The organism is Pandoraea nosoerga (genome assembly GCF_902459585.1).
GTDB classification, from domain to species: Bacteria; Pseudomonadota; Gammaproteobacteria; order Burkholderiales; family Burkholderiaceae; genus Pandoraea; species Pandoraea nosoerga.
On record NZ_CABPSC010000014.1, the window covers coordinates 90,850 to 105,586 of the forward strand.

The following is a 14,737-nucleotide window of genomic DNA, read 5'->3' on the forward strand; positions in this document are numbered from 1 at the left end:
CTCAACGTCCGCGCATGAACAGCTTGTCGAGGTCGCCGAGCGTGAGCTGGTACCAGGTGGGGCGGCCGTGATTGCACTGGTCGGCGCGCTCGGTGGCTTCCATCTGGCGCAGCAGCGCGTTCATCTCCTCGTGCGTGAGGCGGCGATTCGCGCGCACGGCCGTGTGGCAGGCGAGCGTGCCGAGCAGTTCGTGCTGGCGTTCCGTGAGCACGCGCGAGCCGCCGTACTGGCGCAGATCGGCGAGCACCGCGCGCGCGAGCGCCTGAACGTCCGCACCGTCGAGCAGGGCCGGAATGGCGCGCACGGCGAGCGTGGTCGGCGACATGGCGGCCAGGTCGAAGCCGAGCGCGGTGAGCGTCTCCCGGTGCTCCTCGGCGGTGCCGATCTCAATCGGGTCGGCGAAGAACGTCACCGGAATGAGCAACGGCTGCACCGGCACGCTGCGCGCCACGAGGGCCTGCTTGAAGCGCTCGTAGAGGATGCGCTCGTGTGCGGCGTGCATGTCGACGAGCACGAGGCCGTGGGCGTTCTGCGCAAGGATGTAGATGCCGTGCAACTGCCCCAGCGCGAAGCCGAGCGGCTGATCGAGCGCCATGGCCTCGGCGCTGCCGGCCGGCGCCGCGGTGCTGCCCGCTGCGCCGGCGAGGCCGATGCCGTCGGCCGGCAGTGAACCGTCGCGCGCAGTGGCGCTGCTATAGGTCGGCGCGGGTACGTCCGTGACGCCCGGCTGGCCATACGGGCGCGGCGCGGGCGGTGCGGCCCGGCCGAACAGGTTGTCGTAGACGGACAGCGGCTGCGCGACCGGCAGCGTGCCTTGCTGCATGCGCGGTGTCCAACTGGCGCCGCCCGGCATGCCGGCGCTGCCGGCCGACCGCGCGCTGCCGAACATGGGGCTCGCAGCGCCCGGCCCGGCGGCGAGTCCGCCAGCATCGGTCAGATGCGCGGCATGCGATGCCCCGCCGCTGCCGGCCGCACGCGCGAGCGCACGCTGCACCGCGTGGAACACGAACTGATGAACGCTGCGGGCGTCGCGAAAGCGCACTTCGATCTTCGACGGATGGACGTTCACGTCCACCAACTGCGGCGGCAGCTCGAAGTACAGCACGTAGGCAGGATAGCGGTCGCCGTGAAGCACGTCCTCGTAGGCGGCGCGAACGGCGTGCGTGAGCAGTTTGTCGCGCACGAAGCGGCCGTTCACGAAGAAGAACTGCTGGTCGGCGCGGCCGCGGCTCGCCGTGGGCAGGCCAACGAAGCCCGACAGACGCAGGTCGCCGGCGCCTTCGTCGAGCGCGAGGTGCGCGTCGGCGAAGTCGCTGCCGAGCACGCGCTTGACGCGCGTGGCGGCGTCCGAGGCGTTCCAGTGTTCGACCGCGCGGTTGTTGTGCAGGATCGAGAAGCCGACGTCCGGACGCGCGAGCGCGCTGCGGCGAATGACGTCCATGCAGTGCCCGAATTCCGTTTGCTCGGTCTTCAGGAATTTGCGGCGCGCCGGGGTGTTGAAGTACAGGTCGCGCACGTCGACGGTCGTGCCCACGGGGCCGGCTGCAGGCGTGAGCGCGCCGGTGTTGCCGTCGATGGCGGTGGCATGCGGGGCATCCGCCTGACGGCTCGAGAGCGTGAGCTGCGCCACCGAGGCGATGGAGGCAAGTGCTTCACCGCGAAATCCGAGTGTCAGCACCGACTCGAGTTCGTCGAGCGTGCGGATCTTGCTCGTGGCGTGCCGGGTAAGCGCGAGCGGCAACTGGTCGGCGGACATGCCGCCGCCGTCGTCCGTGATCGCAATGCGGCGCACGCCGCCTTCTTCCAGCTTGATCTGGAGCGCCCGCGCGCCGGCGTCCAGCGCGTTCTCGAGCAATTCCTTGACTACCGACGCGGGACGTTCGACCACCTCGCCGGCGGCGATCTGGCTGATGAGCTGATCGGGGAGAACGCGGATCGGGCGCGCCGGCGCCAGGCCCGCCGGCATGGGGCCGGGACGGCGCTCGGGAACGTCGGCAGAAAGGTCGGCAGAAAGGTCGGCGGCCGCGCCAGGGGCGGCGGCCGAAGCGGCGTCAGCGGGCGCGGTGGCCCGGGCTGGCGAGGCGGAGGCGGAGGTGGGGGTCGCGGACATGGGAACCATTATAAAGGCTGCCCTCAAACACATAAGCCGACCGACGTTTTAACCTGTAATACCGTTAGAATCCGACGCATTCCTGTCATGGGAGCGTTCGGGCATTCCGGGCATCCGAGGGCATCCGAGGGCATTCGGGGGCGAAATGCTGCCGCGCTCGATTCCCCATGTCCGACGCTAGCCGACTGTCATGGGGACTTAACGACGCCCGATGTGCGCGCTGGTATGATGCGAGTCGTCGCGAGCCCGTGGGGACGGGCCGGCGTCCTTTATCTTGAGGAATCGTCTTGGATACTTTGGTGCAGTTGCTGGAGATGGTGCTCCACATCGATAAACATCTGGGCGTGTTTATCGATCAGTACGGAAACTGGGTGTATCTGTTCCTTTTCATGATCGTGTTCGTGGAAACGGGGCTGGTGCTCTTTCCGTTCCTTCCGGGCGATTCCCTGCTGTTCATCGGCGGCGCCTTTGCCGCCACCGGCGCCATGGACCCGTGGCTGCTGGGCGTGCTGCTCTTTGTCGCGGCCGTGACCGGCAACACCCTCAATTACTGGATCGGCTCGAAGATCGGGCCGCGCGTGTACGAGAAGAACTGGCGCTTTCTCGATCGCGACGCGCTGCGCAAGACCCATGACTTCTACGAGCACCACGGCGGCAAGACGATCGTGATGGCGCGCTTCGTGCCGGTGGTGCGCACCTTCGCGCCGTTCGTGGCGGGTGTATCGGCCATGTCGTGGGCGCGCTTTCAGCTCTACAACGTGCTTGGCGCCGCGATCTGGGTGGTGCTGCTCGTGGGCGGCGGCTATCTGTTCGGCAACCTGCCGGTCGTCAAGCAGTACCTGAACATCATCGTGCTGGTCGGCATCTCGGCCGCGGTGGTGCCCATCGCCCTCGGCGCACTGTGGAAGGTGCTCACGCGCGGCCGCCGGCGCGTGCCGCAAGGCCAGGGCGAGTAAGTCCGCTGCGGATCGGCGCGACGCGAAGCCGTCGCTTCCGAAAGACTCCTGCAGCAAACATGGCGCGTTCCGTCTGAAGCGCTTCCCAAAAGCTGGCCATGACGCCAATGCCCGGGAGGCAGTTCATGGCCGGGCGCGCCATTTTCTTGCGAGCGGCGCCGGCATCGGCGCGCACCGCGCCGCCCTCCCGCGCCGTTCTCACGCCCTTCTCACGCCGTTCGGTTTTTCGCAATGGGCGGGTTCTTGGCGAAGTACGCCTTGATGCCCCTGAGCAACGCGTTGGCGAGCCGGTCCTGATAGGCGGGATCGTTCAGATAGCTCTCTTCCTTCGGGTTGCTGATGAACGCCGTCTCCACGAGCACCGATGGAATGTCGGGCGCCTTGAGCACGGCGAACGCGGCCTGTTCCACGTTCTTGCTGTGCAGCCGGTCCGCCACCGTGCCGATCTCGGCGAGCAGCGCGGTGCCAAAAACCTTGCTGTCGCGGATCTGCGCGGTCGTCGACATGTCGAGCAGCGCGTGTGCGACGGCACGGTCATTGGTCTTGATGTTGACCCCGCCGATCAGGTCGGAAGCGTTCTGCGTCTTTTCGAGCAGGCGCGCCGTGGCGCTCGTGGCACCGCGCTCGGACAGCGCGAACACGGACGCGCCGTTGGCCGACGGCGACGTGAACGCATCGGCGTGAATCGACATGAACAGATCGGCGTCCACGCGGCGCGCCTTCTGCACGCGCACGCCGAGCGGCACGAAGAAGTCCGCGTCGCGGGTCATCATTGCGCGCATGTTGGGCTGCGCATCGATCTTCTCGCGCAGGCGCTTGGCGATTTGCAGCACGACCACTTTCTCGTATGTGCCCGCGCTGCCGATCGCGCCCGGATCTTCCCCGCCGTGGCCGGGGTCGATGGCGATGGTGAGCAGGCGCGCAGTCTTCGGCCCGCGAGCGGGCGCCGGCGCAGGCAGGCCGTCGTCATCGTCCTTGCGCTGCGCGAGAGGCGGCGCCTTGTCCTGCGTGGAAGCGCCGGCCGACGGACCAGGGCGCGACGGACGCGAACCGGGCTCGCGCTGCGCGTAGCGCTGGAAGAATGCCTCGCTCTCGTCGGTGCTCGGCGTGCCGGCGCCAGAAGACGGCGGCGGGTTCTGCGCCAGCGCCTCGGCCTTGTGTCCCGACTTGGCGAGCAGCTCCATGAGCGGATCGGGTTCGACGGCCGGGTAGAGATCGAACACCGTGCGGTACTTGTAGCCCGCAACGGGGGGCAGCGTGAACGACTGCGGCTTCACGCCGGCCTTCAGGTCGAACACCATGCGTACCACGCCGGGCTTGAACTGGCCCACGCGCACCTGGATGATCTGCGGGTCGTTCGGCTGGATCTTGGAGACGAGGTCGCGCAGCGCAGGGCTCAGATCCACTTCGTCGAGATCGATCACGAAGCGGTTCGGGCTCTCCATCAACTGCTGCTGAAACTTGACCGGGTTGTCGGTCTCGAGGGTGACCCGCGTGTAGTCGCGCGCCGGCCACACGCGCACGGCGACGATGGCATTGGCGCGGGCGAGGCGAGGGCCGGTGAGGGCGAGCACGAGGGTGGAGGCCCCGGCACGCAGCGCGCGGCGTCGGCCGGCATTGGGCGATGAGGCGTCGTCGGTTCGGGCGAAGCGTTTGATCAGCATGAGTTCAGGCAAGCAAGACCGGCCGGCGTGTAGGCGCTCGTCGTCAGACGGCGGCTGTTGCCGACAGGTTCCAGGCAAAGGCGCAAATCGGGCGTGCCCAGCAGGTCTTCCGCCTTTTCGGGCCATTCGACCAGGCACAGGGCGTCGCCCGCGAAATGCTCGCGAAAGCCCGTGTCGTGCCATTCGGCCGGATCGTCGAAGCGGTACAGGTCGAAATGATAGACCGGCAACACGCCGTGCGGTGTGTCGATGTTGTACGGTTCACACAGCGCGTAGGTAGGGCTCTTCACGCGCCCCGTGTGGCCGAGCGCGCGCAGCAGCGCCCGCACGAGCGTGGTTTTCCCCGCGCCGAGGTCGCCCGAGAGCTGCACGTGCAGTCCGGCGTGCGCGGCATCGGTATGCGCCATGCGCGCCACGATGACGCGTGCGAGCGCCGCGGCGAAGGCCTCGGTGGCGGCTTCGTCCGGCAGCGCGAAGATGCGCTCGCCCAGCGGGGGCGGCGCCGAGGAATCGGGCATGGCGGGCATTGCGTAAAATGGAGGGGATGAAAGCTTCCGTGATTTTCCCCGCTACCGCCGCACAAGTCGAGCCGTCGACGCTTCCGAGCGCCTCGGAAGTGTCGCCATCGCGCGACAACGCGAGCCCCGCGCCACTCGATGCCGCGGGGCTGCGTGCGCTCGCCTTGCGCATTCGCGAGTGGGCGCACGAGCTCGGTTTCGGTGCGGTGGGCATCACGGACACGGACCTCTCGCACGCCGAAGCGGGCCTGCAGCGGTGGCTCGACGACGGCTGCCACGGCGAGATGGACTACATGGCCGCGCACGGCATGAAGCGCGCGCGGCCCGCGGAACTGGTGCCGGGCACCGTGCGTGTGATCAGCGCGCGCATGAATTACCTGCCGGGCGACACCGACATGGCCGGCTGGCGCCGTCACGAGGCCGAACGGGCGAAGCAGCCCGGCGAGGCGATCGTGTCGATCTACGCGCGCGGACGCGACTATCACAAGGTCATGCGCCACCGGCTCCAGCAGTTGTCAGAGCGAATTGCGCAGGCCATCGGCCCGTTCGGGTATCGCGTGTTTACCGACTCCGCGCCGGTGCTGGAGGTCGAACTGGCGCAAAAGGCCGGCCTTGGCTGGCGCGGCAAGCATACGCTGCTGCTCTCGCGCGACGCCGGTTCGCTCTTTTTCCTCGGCGAAATCTTCGTCGACGTGCCGCTGCCGGTCGATGCGCACATCAACGCCGATGGCGATGGTGGCGGCGATGGCGCCGGCAGGACCGGCGAGAGGGGCGCGATGCGGCCCGGCGAGCACTGCGGGCAATGCCGGAAGTGCCGCGACGTGTGTCCGACGGGCGCGATCACCGAGGCGTTTCGCGTCGACGCGCGGCTGTGCATTTCGTACCTCACCATCGAGCACAAGGGCGCGATTCCCGAACCGCTGCGCGCGAAGATGGGCAACCGCATCTATGGTTGCGACGATTGCCAGCTCTTCTGCCCCTGGAACAAGTTCGCACAGCCTTCGCCGCTGGCGGACTTCGCGCCGCGCAACGGACTCGAGCGTGCGTCGCTGGTCGAGCTGTTCGCGTGGACGGAGACGGCGTTCATGGAACGGCTTGCCGGCAGTCCGATTCGCCGCATCGGGCACGAGCGCTGGCTGCGCAATCTGGCCGTCGGCCTCGGCAATGCCCTGCGCGGGACCTCGGACGCCGCCGCGCGGGTCCAACTGCGCAACGCGCTGCTCGCCCGCCGCGATCACCCTTCCGCGCTCGTGCGCGAACATGTCGAATGGGCGCTAGCCCAGGAAGGAGCCACGGTTTGAGTCCGCGCTCCCGCAACTTGGCTGATGCCATTGAGACGGCTCATGCCGTCGATGCCGGCGATCGCGCCGACGCCATCGATGCCGGCAATGCCCTGGGCGACGCCGACGAGCCGTTCGAGCAGGCGGCGCGCAGCGGGGCGCACGATGGCGCCGATGGCGCCGATGGAGCCGATGGAGCAGCCGCCGAAGCGGACCCCCCTTCGTTCGACTCCGACGGCAAGGCGTTCCGCCGCAGCCTCGCGCTCATCGACCAGTTTTGCGACACCCTATGGCTCGAAGACGGCCTCTCGCGCAACACGCTCGACGCCTACCGCCGCGACTTGCGGCTTTTCGCGGAATGGCTGGGCGCCAAGCGCGACACACCGCTCGACGGCGTGGACGAGGCGGCGCTCTCGGCCTATCTGGCGTGGCGTCGCGACAGCCTGGCGAGCAGCATCAACCGTCGCCTGTCCGTCTTCAAGCGCTTTTACCAGTGGGCGCTGCGCGAGCACGTCGTGCAGCGCGACCCGTGCCTGCGCATCGCGTCGGCCAAGCGGGCGCAGCGTTTGCCTTCGACGCTGTCCGAGGCGCAGGTCGAAGCCCTGCTCGCGGCGCCCGACGTGTCGCAGCCGCTCGGACTGCGCGATCGCGCCATGCTGGAGCTGATGTATGCGAGCGGACTGCGCGTGTCCGAGCTCGTCGCGCTCAAGACCATCGAAGTGGGGCTGAACGAGGGCGTGCTGCGCATTTTCGGCAAGGGGGCGAAGGAACGGCTGGTGCCGTTCGGCGAGGAAGCCAACGGCTGGCTCGCGCGCTATCTCGCCGAGAGCCGCGGCGTGCTGCTCGCGGGCCGTGTGTGCGACACGCTGTTCGTCACCCAGCGCGGGGAGGGCATGACACGTCAGGCGTTCTGGTATTTGATCAAACGCTATGCGCTGCAGGCCGACATTCGCGCGCCGCTCTCGCCGCATACGCTGCGTCACGCGTTTGCCACGCATCTGATCAATCATGGTGCGGATCTGCGCGTGGTGCAGTTGCTGCTCGGCCACGCGGACATCTCCACGACGCAGATCTACACGCACGTGGCGCGCGAGCGCCTCAAGGCGCTGCACGCCCAACACCATCCGCGCGGCTAGGCCGGTGCGGGCCTTCGCTCACAACAATGCCCTGAGCTTGTGCCTGAGCACCTTGCCCGTCGACGCGGCGGGCAGGGCGTCGAGCACGAGAATCTGCGCGGGGCGCTTGTAGGGGGCCAGGCGCCCGGCTGCCCACGCTGCGAGCGCGCTCACGTCGATGTCATGGCCGGGGCGCGCTTGCACGAACGCGACGACCTCCTCGTTGCCGTCCCGCGCGCGGCCGAGCACGGCGGCCTGCAGCACGTCCGGATGACTCGCAAGCGCCTGCTCGACCTCGGCCGGGTAGACGTTGAAGCCGGAATGGATGATGAGCTCCTTGGCGCGCCCCGCGACAAACAGCGCGCCGTCGGCCTCGCGGTGTGCGAGATCCCCGGTGCGCAGCCACCCGTCGGCATCGATGGCCGCCGCGGTCAGTTCGGGCGCGCGGTAGTAGCCGAGCATCACGTTCGGTCCACGCACCCGGAGCTCGCCGACTTCGCCGTCCGGCAAGTCGCGGCCGTCGGGCGCGACGATGCGCACCGCGACGCCGGGAATCGCGGGCCCCACGGCGCAGTCCTTGCGAGGCGCGTCGAGACGGGTCTGGGAGACGGTCGGGCTGCTCTCCGTGAGCCCGTAGCCGTTATGGACGGGCAGGCCATAGAAGGCCTCGACGCGCGCCTTGAGGGCGGCGTCGAGCGGCGAGCCGCCCGAGTAGACGAAGCGCAGGCGCGGCGCAACGAGCGGCGCGTTACGACTTGCCACGTAGGCCATCAGCCGCGCGTGCATGGCGGGCACGCCCTGCAGGATCGTCAGGCCGTCGTGCGCGAGGGCGTCGAGCACCGCTTCGGGCGTGAAGCGCGCGGCGAGCCGCAGTGTCGCGCCTGCGTAAAGCGTGCCCAGGCACACCGAGGTGAGGCCGTACACGTGGGAGATGGGCAGCACGCCGTAGGCGACGTCCTCGACGCACACGCGACGCAGCGTGCTCGACACCGCCGCGACGAACATCAGGTTGCGGTGCGACAGGCACACGCCTTTCGGCGTGCCGGTCGTGCCCGTCGTGTAGATGAGCGCGGCGCACTGTCTGGCAGGATCGGCTTGCACCGCCTCCGCTTCGCTGGCGGGGTCGGTGTCGGACACGGCGATGGCGCCCGGCGCGAGTTCGGGCCAGGCCACGGTGGCCGCGTCGGCGCGCGCATGCACGGCGGCGTCGGGCGAGGCGTCGACGGTGTAGGCGGCGCAACGCGCGCGCGCGTGCTCGCGGATCGCACGCAGCTCCGTCGCGCTGAGCCGTGCGTTGCACAGCAGCGGCCATGCGTCGAGCGACGCGGCGGCGAGCAGCAGCACCACGTAGGCGATGCTGTTCTCTCCGACGATCATCACGCGATCGCCGCCGCGCACGCCGTGCCCGCGAAGGCGTGTGGCGCAGGCCGAGACGGCGCGCGCGAGTTCGCCATAGGTCACGCGACCGAAGTCGTCGATCAGGGCGGTGCGAGCAGGCGCGTGCGCGGCAATGCGCGCAGGCAGGGTATCGATGCGTGCCGGCAGGTTCGCCAGCAGCGAGGCGGCGAACGCGTCTTCTCGCGAGGTATCGGGGGGCGCGGACATGGCTGGCATTGTAATGCGGGCGCCGGCACGCGGCAGAACAGGCGCGGCGCCCCCTGTTTCATTACAATAGGCGCCCATGAGCAAGACCAGACACGTCTCGGAAACGCCGGCCACGCAGTTTCTGAAGCAGAAGAAGGTGGCCTTTACGGAACACGTCTACGAGTACGTCGATCATGGCGGCACCGGCGAGTCGGCGCGCCAGTTGGGCGTGGATGAACATTGCGTCGTCAAGACGCTCGTCATGGAAGACGAAAAGGCGCGTCCGCTGATCGTGCTCATGCACGGCGATCGCACCGTGTCGACGAAGAATCTGGCGCGCCAGATCGGCGCCAAGCGCGTGGAGCCGTGCAAGCCCGAAGTCGCGCAACGGCATTCGGGCTACATGGTGGGGGGCACGTCGCCGTTCGGCACCAAGAAGGCCATGGTCGTCTACGTGGAGTCGTCGATTCTCGATCTTCCGCAGATCTATATCAACGGCGGGCGCCGCGGCTATCTCGTCGGCATCGCCCCGCAAGTGCTTCTCAACACGCTGGCTGCCAAGCCGGTCGCCTGCGCGCTCGACGAGTGAGGCGCCGCGCGCCGCCGTCCACGCGCGGGACGGCCGCGCGGCGCAACCCCGTGTTTGCCAGAATGGGGCGGCGGGGCGGCTCAAGTAGAATGGCGCCCATCACAAAAACTCATCACGCACGAAGTTCATGGCCACACTGGTTTTTATCGTTCTCGCGTATCTGATCGGCTCGGTGCCGTTTGCGGTGATCGTCAGCCGCACCATGGGGCTGGCCGACCCGCGCAGCTACGGCTCGGGCAACCCCGGCGCCACGAACGTGCTGCGCTCGGGCAACAAGAAAGCGGCCGTGCTCACGCTCATCGGCGACGCCTTCAAGGGCTGGCTCGCGGTATATCTCGCCGAGCGCTTCGCCGGTGAGTGGGGCGTGGGCGAGTTCGGGCTGGCTGCCGTGGCGCTGGCGGTATTCATCGGCCATCTGTACCCGGTGTTCCTGCGCTTCGCGGGCGGCAAGGGCGTGGCGACGGCCGCCGGTGTGCTGCTCGCCATCGATCCGATCCTCGGTCTGGCGGTCATTGCCACCTGGCTGATCATTGCGGTGTTCTTCCGCTATTCCTCGCTGGCCGCGCTCGTGGCGGCCGTGTTCGCGCCGCTCTACTACGTGTTCATGTTCGGGCTCGGCCCGTATGCGCCGGCGGTGATCGTGATGGCGATCCTGCTCGTCTACCGGCATCGCTCGAACATCGGCAAGCTCATCGCCGGCAAGGAAAGCCGCATCGGTCAGAAGAAGTGACACCGGGGGGCTTTTCCGCAATGAAAAAACCCGCAGGCGCTGCGGGTTTTTTTTGTGCCTGACGGCGCCCGAGAGCGCCGCAAGCGCACGATGCGCGCCCGTGCTCAGTCGCGGAAGTTGTTGAAGTCGAGCGGCGTGTCGGTCACGTCCTTGCGCAGCAGCGCGATGGCGCTTTGCAGATCGTCGCGCTTGGCGCCCGAGACGCGCACCGTGTCGCCCTGGATGCTCGCCTGCACCTTCATCTTGCTGTCCTTGATCAGGCGCACGATCTTCTTGGCCAGGTCACCTTCGACGCCCTTCTTGACCTTGACCACCTGCTTGACCTTGTCGCCGCTGATCTTCTCGATCTTGCCGTAGTCGAGGAAGCGCACGTCCACGTTGCGCTTGGCCATCTTGCTCACGAGCACCTGCGTGACCTGATCGAGCTTGAAGTTGTCGTCCGCGTACAGCGTGAGCTCCAGCTCCTTGTGCTCGATGCGCGAGTCCGATCCCTTGAAGTCGAATCGCGTCGAGATCTCCTTGTTGGCCTGCTCGACGGCGTTCTTGACCTCCACCATGTTGGCTTCGCTAACCACGTCAAACGACGGCATCTGGCTCTCCTGAAATACAAAGGGTTCGTGAAATGGCGGCCGCGCCCGGCAACAGTATCGGCACGCGTCGCATGCCGGTGCGGCGTTCCGAACGGCGGCGACGGCGCCGGTATAATGCGAAAACCCGTGCACGCCCGTGCACGGGTTCGTGCGGAAATTCGTGTGCAAGCCCGCGCGCAAATGCTTCTCGCCCGACATTGTAATTCAGCCGTCGGTTCCGCGTCCCCTTCCGGCGATGACCGGCGATGGCCGGCGCGGCCCGCGCCCAATGGTGTCTTCTTACTTCATGCTCCAGTTGCAACGCGACGTCAGTCTGCGCGAATTCAACACCTTCGGTTTGCCCGCCACCGCCCGCTATGTCGCGACGATCGACAGCGAGGCGGCGCTGCTGGAGGCCCTTGCCATGCCCGAGCTGCGCGGCCTGCCCCGGCTGGTGCTCGGCGGCGGCAGCAACGTGGTGCTCACGCGCGACTTCGACGGCGTGGTGCTGCGCATGGCCATTCGCGCTCGCGAACGCCTCGCCGATGATGCCCACGCCCGCTACGTGCGCGGCGGCGCGGGGGAAGTCTGGCACGACTTCGTCGACTGGACGCTCTCGCAGGACTGCCCGGGTCTCGAGAACCTCGCGCTGATTCCGGGCACGCTGGGCGCGGCACCCATCCAGAACATCGGCGCCTACGGGCTTGAGTTGGCCGAACGTTTCGCCGAGCTGCGCGCGCTCGATACGACGACCGGCGAATTCGTCACGCTCACGCGCGAGACGTGTGCGTTCGGCTATCGCGACTCGTTGTTCAAGCGCGAGCCGGGCCGCTACATCATTGTCGCCGTCACGCTGCGGCTGCCGCAGCCGTGGCAGGCGGTCACGGGTTACGCCGACGTCTCGCGCACGCTCGCCGAGGCGGGCATCGATGCGCCGCACGCGCGTCAGATCTTCAACGCGGTCGCCGACATTCGCCGCCGCAAATTGCCCGATCCGATGGAACTTGGCAATGCGGGCAGCTTCTTCAAGAACCCTGTCGTCGACGCAGCCACATTCGCCGCGCTGCGTGAGCGTTTTCCGCAAGCCGTGGGCTACGCACAGCCGGATGGCACTTCCAAGGTGGCCGCCGGCTGGCTCATCGACCAGTGCGGCTGGCGCGGCAAGTCGCTCGGCAAGGCCGGCGTGCATGAGCGTCAGGCGCTGGTACTCGTCAACCGGGGCGGTGCGAGCGGCGCGGATATCGTCGCGCTCGCACGCGCCATACAGGCCAGCGTGCACGAGCGCTTCGGCATTACGCTCGAACCCGAGCCGCTCGTGCTCTGACGCTGCCGGGCGGCGCGCGGGAGGCTCGATCCCTCACGCCTTGATCGCCGTGGCGTCGGGCAGGCGCTGCAGGTAGTCGCGCCGCAGATCGACCGACGAGCGCACGCCCACGTCGGCGTAGTGCGCATCGAGCCAGCGGCTCGCGGCTTCGCGGCCGCGGTCGCGCAGGGTCGTCAGGAAGTGCCAGTCGGTCACGAATTTCGTCGACGACGACAGGTCGTAGAGCGCCTTGTCGGCGCGGATCGAGTGAATCAGCGGGTATTTCAGGCGTTTGCGGAATTCCGGCTTCAGCCAGCCTTCGTCGATCAGCTTGTGGACGAACGAGATAGCGCGGAATTCGCGCTGCAGCGAGGCATTGAACGTGATCTCGTTCACGCGGTTCATGATCTGTCCCGGCAATACCGGCTTTTCCTTGCGCTCGATCGGGTTGATGTGAACGATCAGGATATCGCTCGTGACGGTCTCGTAATAGAACGGGTAAAGCGCCGGATTGCCCAGGTAACCGCCATCCCAGTAATAGTCCTCGTCGATCTTCACCGGCTTGAACAGCCACGGCAGGCACGCCGATGCCATCGCCACGTCCAGCGTGATCTCGTGCGTGCGGAAGATGCGGATGTTGCCCGTGCGGATGTTGGTTGCCGACACGAACAGATGCGTTGCCGTACTCTCGCGAAGCCGCTCGAAGTCGACCTGCGCTTCGAGCACCGTGCGCAGCGGATTGATTTCGGTCGTGGGCTGCGAGAACGGCATCATCCACTGCTGCATGCTCTGCATCCAGTCATGCCAGACCGGATATTCGGTGGGTCGCCCGTTGAGCCAACTGAAGACGGTCTGCGCCCACGCCGTCGCCGACGATCCCGCTTGCGACACGCCAAGCCAGAAGCTGTGCAGCGCCTCGCGTGCTTTCTCCCGTGGATCCACACCGGGACGGTCGAGCAGGCCGTGCGCGAGCACCACGGCGTTCATCGTGCCGGCCGACGCGCCGCTGATGCCTTCGAATTCGAGACGCCCGTCTTCGAGCAACTTGTCGAGCACGCCCCATGCATACGCGCCGTGCGCGCCGCCGCCTTGCAGGCCCAGATCGATGCCTTTGCGTCGGGGGCTGACGCGTCGGCCGCGGGACGGTTTGGCCGGGTTCGTGCTGGGGCTGCGCGCGCGCGCGTTGCCGCCGGTGCCGGCCGGCGCGTCGGTGCCGCCCCTAGCTTGGGGGTTGCCGCCGTCGCCGTCGCCATCCGCCGGGGCGGGGCGCTTGCGGGCGCGCGGCGCGGGCGTCTTGCCCGACCGGGTGCGGCCGTCCGGCGGAAGCAGCGGGACGTCGCTCGGCTCGAGATCGGCGCCCGCACCGTGGGATGGTGCGCGTTCTGCGCGGGCGTCGTCAGCGGCGCGGGAGGCGTCGGAAGTGTCGGCAGTGTAGGAAGTGCCGGCGGATGGCGCAGTCGCCGGAGCCGGTGTCGGGGAGGTCAGGTCGCCGGCAGCATCGTCGGCGGATTCCGGGGGCAGACGCGACATAGTGAGTAGCGGCGCCGGGCCGCGCTGAACCGGCCGAGAGGGCAACGCGCGAGACGTCGATCCCGCGCGATGGCTGTGGCCGTCGGTTAGCCGTAGTGGCAGACGTAATCGAGCGTCTCGACGACCTCGATATCGAACTTGCTGTTGCCGGGCACGGAGAACTGCTGACCGGCGGCGTACTCCTGCCACTCGGTCTGGCCGGCCAGGCGAATGCGGCAGCGGCCGCCCGTGACTTCCATGATTTCAGGGGCATCGGTACCGAACTGGAGCGTGGCGGGGAAGATCACGCCCAGCGTCTTGCGCGTGCCGTCCGGGAACAGCACGGTGTGCGAGACACACTTGCCGTCGAAATAGGTGTTGGCGCGCTTGATTACGGAAACGTTGTCGAACTGTGTAGCGTTTTGCGTCATGACCGATTGCGGTGTCGAGTGCGAGGGAAATCGCGATGAGGAGCCGTGCGAATGGCTCGGTAAGCCGGCCCTGGCGTGGGCCGGCGTGAATTCATGCTAGCACGTTTCGAACGTCGACTCGCCAGGCATTTGTGCGATGCACAACGAATTTGCACTGTGATGGTGCAAATTGCGAAATGTTCTGACGGCGGCGTCCGACTGTGGCGCGCCGACATGAAGCGCGTGCCGATGCGTGACGGCAGCGCGTCAGCGATGATAGCGGAACGCAGGTCGCGGCGGGGACTTGAGAAAGGCGCCTGAGGGACGCAGGCGGGGGCGGCGATGCAGGAAAACAAGAGCCCGGACGGCTCGCACCGGTCCGGGCTGACGATTCGCGTCT

The 14,737-nt window shown here is 67.8% G+C and carries 13 protein-coding genes; 6 read left to right on the top strand and 7 right to left on the bottom strand.

Annotated features, from left to right (window positions below; all coding sequences use genetic code 11):
- Position 1 precedes the first annotated feature (1 nt).
- Positions 2-1,966 carry a DNA mismatch repair endonuclease MutL gene (gene mutL / locus PNO31109_RS17285; protein ID WP_244958198.1) on the bottom strand — a complete coding sequence of 655 codons (1,965 nt, stop codon included), beginning with the start codon at positions 1,964-1,966 and terminating at the stop codon, positions 2-4.
- A gap of 431 nt (positions 1,967-2,397) precedes the next feature.
- Between mutL and PNO31109_RS17290 the strand changes: the two genes are divergently transcribed.
- Positions 2,398-3,066 (top strand): VTT domain-containing protein, encoded by a 669-nt coding sequence (locus tag PNO31109_RS17290; protein WP_150556698.1) that lies wholly within the window; start codon positions 2,398-2,400, stop codon positions 3,064-3,066.
- A 209-nt stretch (positions 3,067-3,275) separates the two neighbouring features.
- Here PNO31109_RS17290 and PNO31109_RS17295 read toward each other — a convergent pair whose 3' ends face one another.
- Both PNO31109_RS17295 and tsaE read right to left on the bottom strand, forming a co-directional pair.
- Positions 3,276-4,730 carry an N-acetylmuramoyl-L-alanine amidase gene (locus tag PNO31109_RS17295; protein WP_174966448.1) on the bottom strand — a complete coding sequence of 485 codons (1,455 nt, stop codon included), beginning with the start codon at positions 4,728-4,730 and terminating at the stop codon, positions 3,276-3,278.
- Positions 4,724-5,257, bottom strand: a complete 534-nt coding sequence (tsaE, locus tag PNO31109_RS17300) for a tRNA (adenosine(37)-N6)-threonylcarbamoyltransferase complex ATPase subunit type 1 TsaE (RefSeq protein WP_150556700.1) — start codon at positions 5,255-5,257, stop codon at positions 4,724-4,726. The genes PNO31109_RS17295 and tsaE overlap by 7 nt, the downstream gene beginning before the upstream one ends.
- Positions 5,258-5,274: 17 nt before the next feature.
- Here tsaE and queG point away from each other — a divergent pair, with 17 nt between their 5' ends.
- Both queG and xerD read left to right on the top strand, forming a co-directional pair.
- A complete protein-coding gene (gene queG, locus PNO31109_RS17305) occupies positions 5,275-6,549 on the top strand; it encodes a tRNA epoxyqueuosine(34) reductase QueG (RefSeq protein ID WP_241014220.1) in 1,275 nt (424 codons plus the stop codon).
- 92 nt (positions 6,550-6,641) lie between these two features.
- The gene (gene xerD / locus PNO31109_RS17310) at positions 6,642-7,664 is read left to right on the top strand and encodes a site-specific tyrosine recombinase XerD (RefSeq protein WP_150556770.1); all 1,023 of its coding nucleotides are present in this window, start codon (positions 6,642-6,644) and stop codon (positions 7,662-7,664) included.
- A gap of 18 nt (positions 7,665-7,682) precedes the next feature.
- Here xerD and PNO31109_RS17315 read toward each other — a convergent pair whose 3' ends face one another.
- Positions 7,683-9,248 (bottom strand): class I adenylate-forming enzyme family protein, encoded by a 1,566-nt coding sequence (locus tag PNO31109_RS17315; RefSeq protein WP_150556702.1) that lies wholly within the window; start codon positions 9,246-9,248, stop codon positions 7,683-7,685.
- A 76-nt stretch (positions 9,249-9,324) separates the two neighbouring features.
- On the opposite strand from PNO31109_RS17315, the gene ybaK reads away from it, so the two are divergent.
- Positions 9,325-9,816 carry a Cys-tRNA(Pro) deacylase gene (gene ybaK / locus PNO31109_RS17320; RefSeq protein ID WP_150556703.1) on the top strand — a complete coding sequence of 164 codons (492 nt, stop codon included), beginning with the start codon at positions 9,325-9,327 and terminating at the stop codon, positions 9,814-9,816.
- Positions 9,817-9,943: 127 nt separating this feature from the next.
- The gene (plsY, locus tag PNO31109_RS17325) at positions 9,944-10,546 is read left to right on the top strand and encodes a glycerol-3-phosphate 1-O-acyltransferase PlsY (RefSeq protein WP_150556704.1); all 603 of its coding nucleotides are present in this window, start codon (positions 9,944-9,946) and stop codon (positions 10,544-10,546) included.
- A gap of 104 nt (positions 10,547-10,650) precedes the next feature.
- On the opposite strand, the gene PNO31109_RS17330 is transcribed toward plsY, so the two are convergent.
- Positions 10,651-11,136: a YajQ family cyclic di-GMP-binding protein gene (locus PNO31109_RS17330; protein ID WP_150556705.1), complete on the bottom strand. Its 486-nt coding sequence runs from the start codon at positions 11,134-11,136 to the stop codon at positions 10,651-10,653.
- 268 nt (positions 11,137-11,404) lie between these two features.
- Here PNO31109_RS17330 and murB point away from each other — a divergent pair, with 268 nt between their 5' ends.
- Positions 11,405-12,439 carry a UDP-N-acetylmuramate dehydrogenase gene (murB, locus tag PNO31109_RS17335; protein WP_241014224.1) on the top strand — a complete coding sequence of 345 codons (1,035 nt, stop codon included), beginning with the start codon at positions 11,405-11,407 and terminating at the stop codon, positions 12,437-12,439.
- Positions 12,440-12,472: 33 nt separating this feature from the next.
- Here the strand turns inward: murB and PNO31109_RS17340 are convergent, their stop codons facing one another.
- Positions 12,473-13,948, bottom strand: a complete 1,476-nt coding sequence (locus PNO31109_RS17340; protein ID WP_150556706.1) for a patatin-like phospholipase family protein — start codon at positions 13,946-13,948, stop codon at positions 12,473-12,475.
- 86 nt (positions 13,949-14,034) lie between these two features.
- A complete protein-coding gene (ppnP, locus tag PNO31109_RS17345) occupies positions 14,035-14,358 on the bottom strand; it encodes a pyrimidine/purine nucleoside phosphorylase (RefSeq protein WP_150556707.1) in 324 nt (107 codons plus the stop codon).
- Positions 14,359-14,737 lie beyond the last annotated feature (379 nt).

What these genes read in the sequence shown, in the direction of transcription:
- PNO31109_RS17340 (WP_150556706.1), bottom strand. Translation starts at nt 13,948, where the DNA reads ATGTCGCGTCTGCCCCCGGAATCCGCCGACGATGCTGCCGGCGACCTG.
- mutL (WP_244958198.1), bottom strand. Translation starts at nt 1,966, where the DNA reads ATGCCGGCGGGCCTGGCGCCGGCGCGCCCGATCCGCGTTCTCCCCGAT.
- PNO31109_RS17315 (WP_150556702.1), bottom strand. Translation starts at nt 9,248, where the DNA reads ATGTCCGCGCCCCCCGATACCTCGCGAGAAGACGCGTTCGCCGCCTCG.
- ppnP (WP_150556707.1), bottom strand. Translation starts at nt 14,358, where the DNA reads ATGACGCAAAACGCTACACAGTTCGACAACGTTTCCGTAATCAAGCGC.
- murB (WP_241014224.1), top strand. Translation starts at nt 11,405, where the DNA reads ATGGTGTCTTCTTACTTCATGCTCCAGTTGCAACGCGACGTCAGTCTG.
- ybaK (WP_150556703.1), top strand. Translation starts at nt 9,325, where the DNA reads ATGAGCAAGACCAGACACGTCTCGGAAACGCCGGCCACGCAGTTTCTG.
- PNO31109_RS17330 (WP_150556705.1), bottom strand. Translation starts at nt 11,136, where the DNA reads ATGCCGTCGTTTGACGTGGTTAGCGAAGCCAACATGGTGGAGGTCAAG.
- tsaE (WP_150556700.1), bottom strand. Translation starts at nt 5,257, where the DNA reads ATGCCCGCCATGCCCGATTCCTCGGCGCCGCCCCCGCTGGGCGAGCGC.
- PNO31109_RS17295 (WP_174966448.1), bottom strand. Translation starts at nt 4,730, where the DNA reads ATGCTGATCAAACGCTTCGCCCGAACCGACGACGCCTCATCGCCCAAT.
- queG (WP_241014220.1), top strand. Translation starts at nt 5,275, where the DNA reads ATGAAAGCTTCCGTGATTTTCCCCGCTACCGCCGCACAAGTCGAGCCG.
- plsY (WP_150556704.1), top strand. Translation starts at nt 9,944, where the DNA reads ATGGCCACACTGGTTTTTATCGTTCTCGCGTATCTGATCGGCTCGGTG.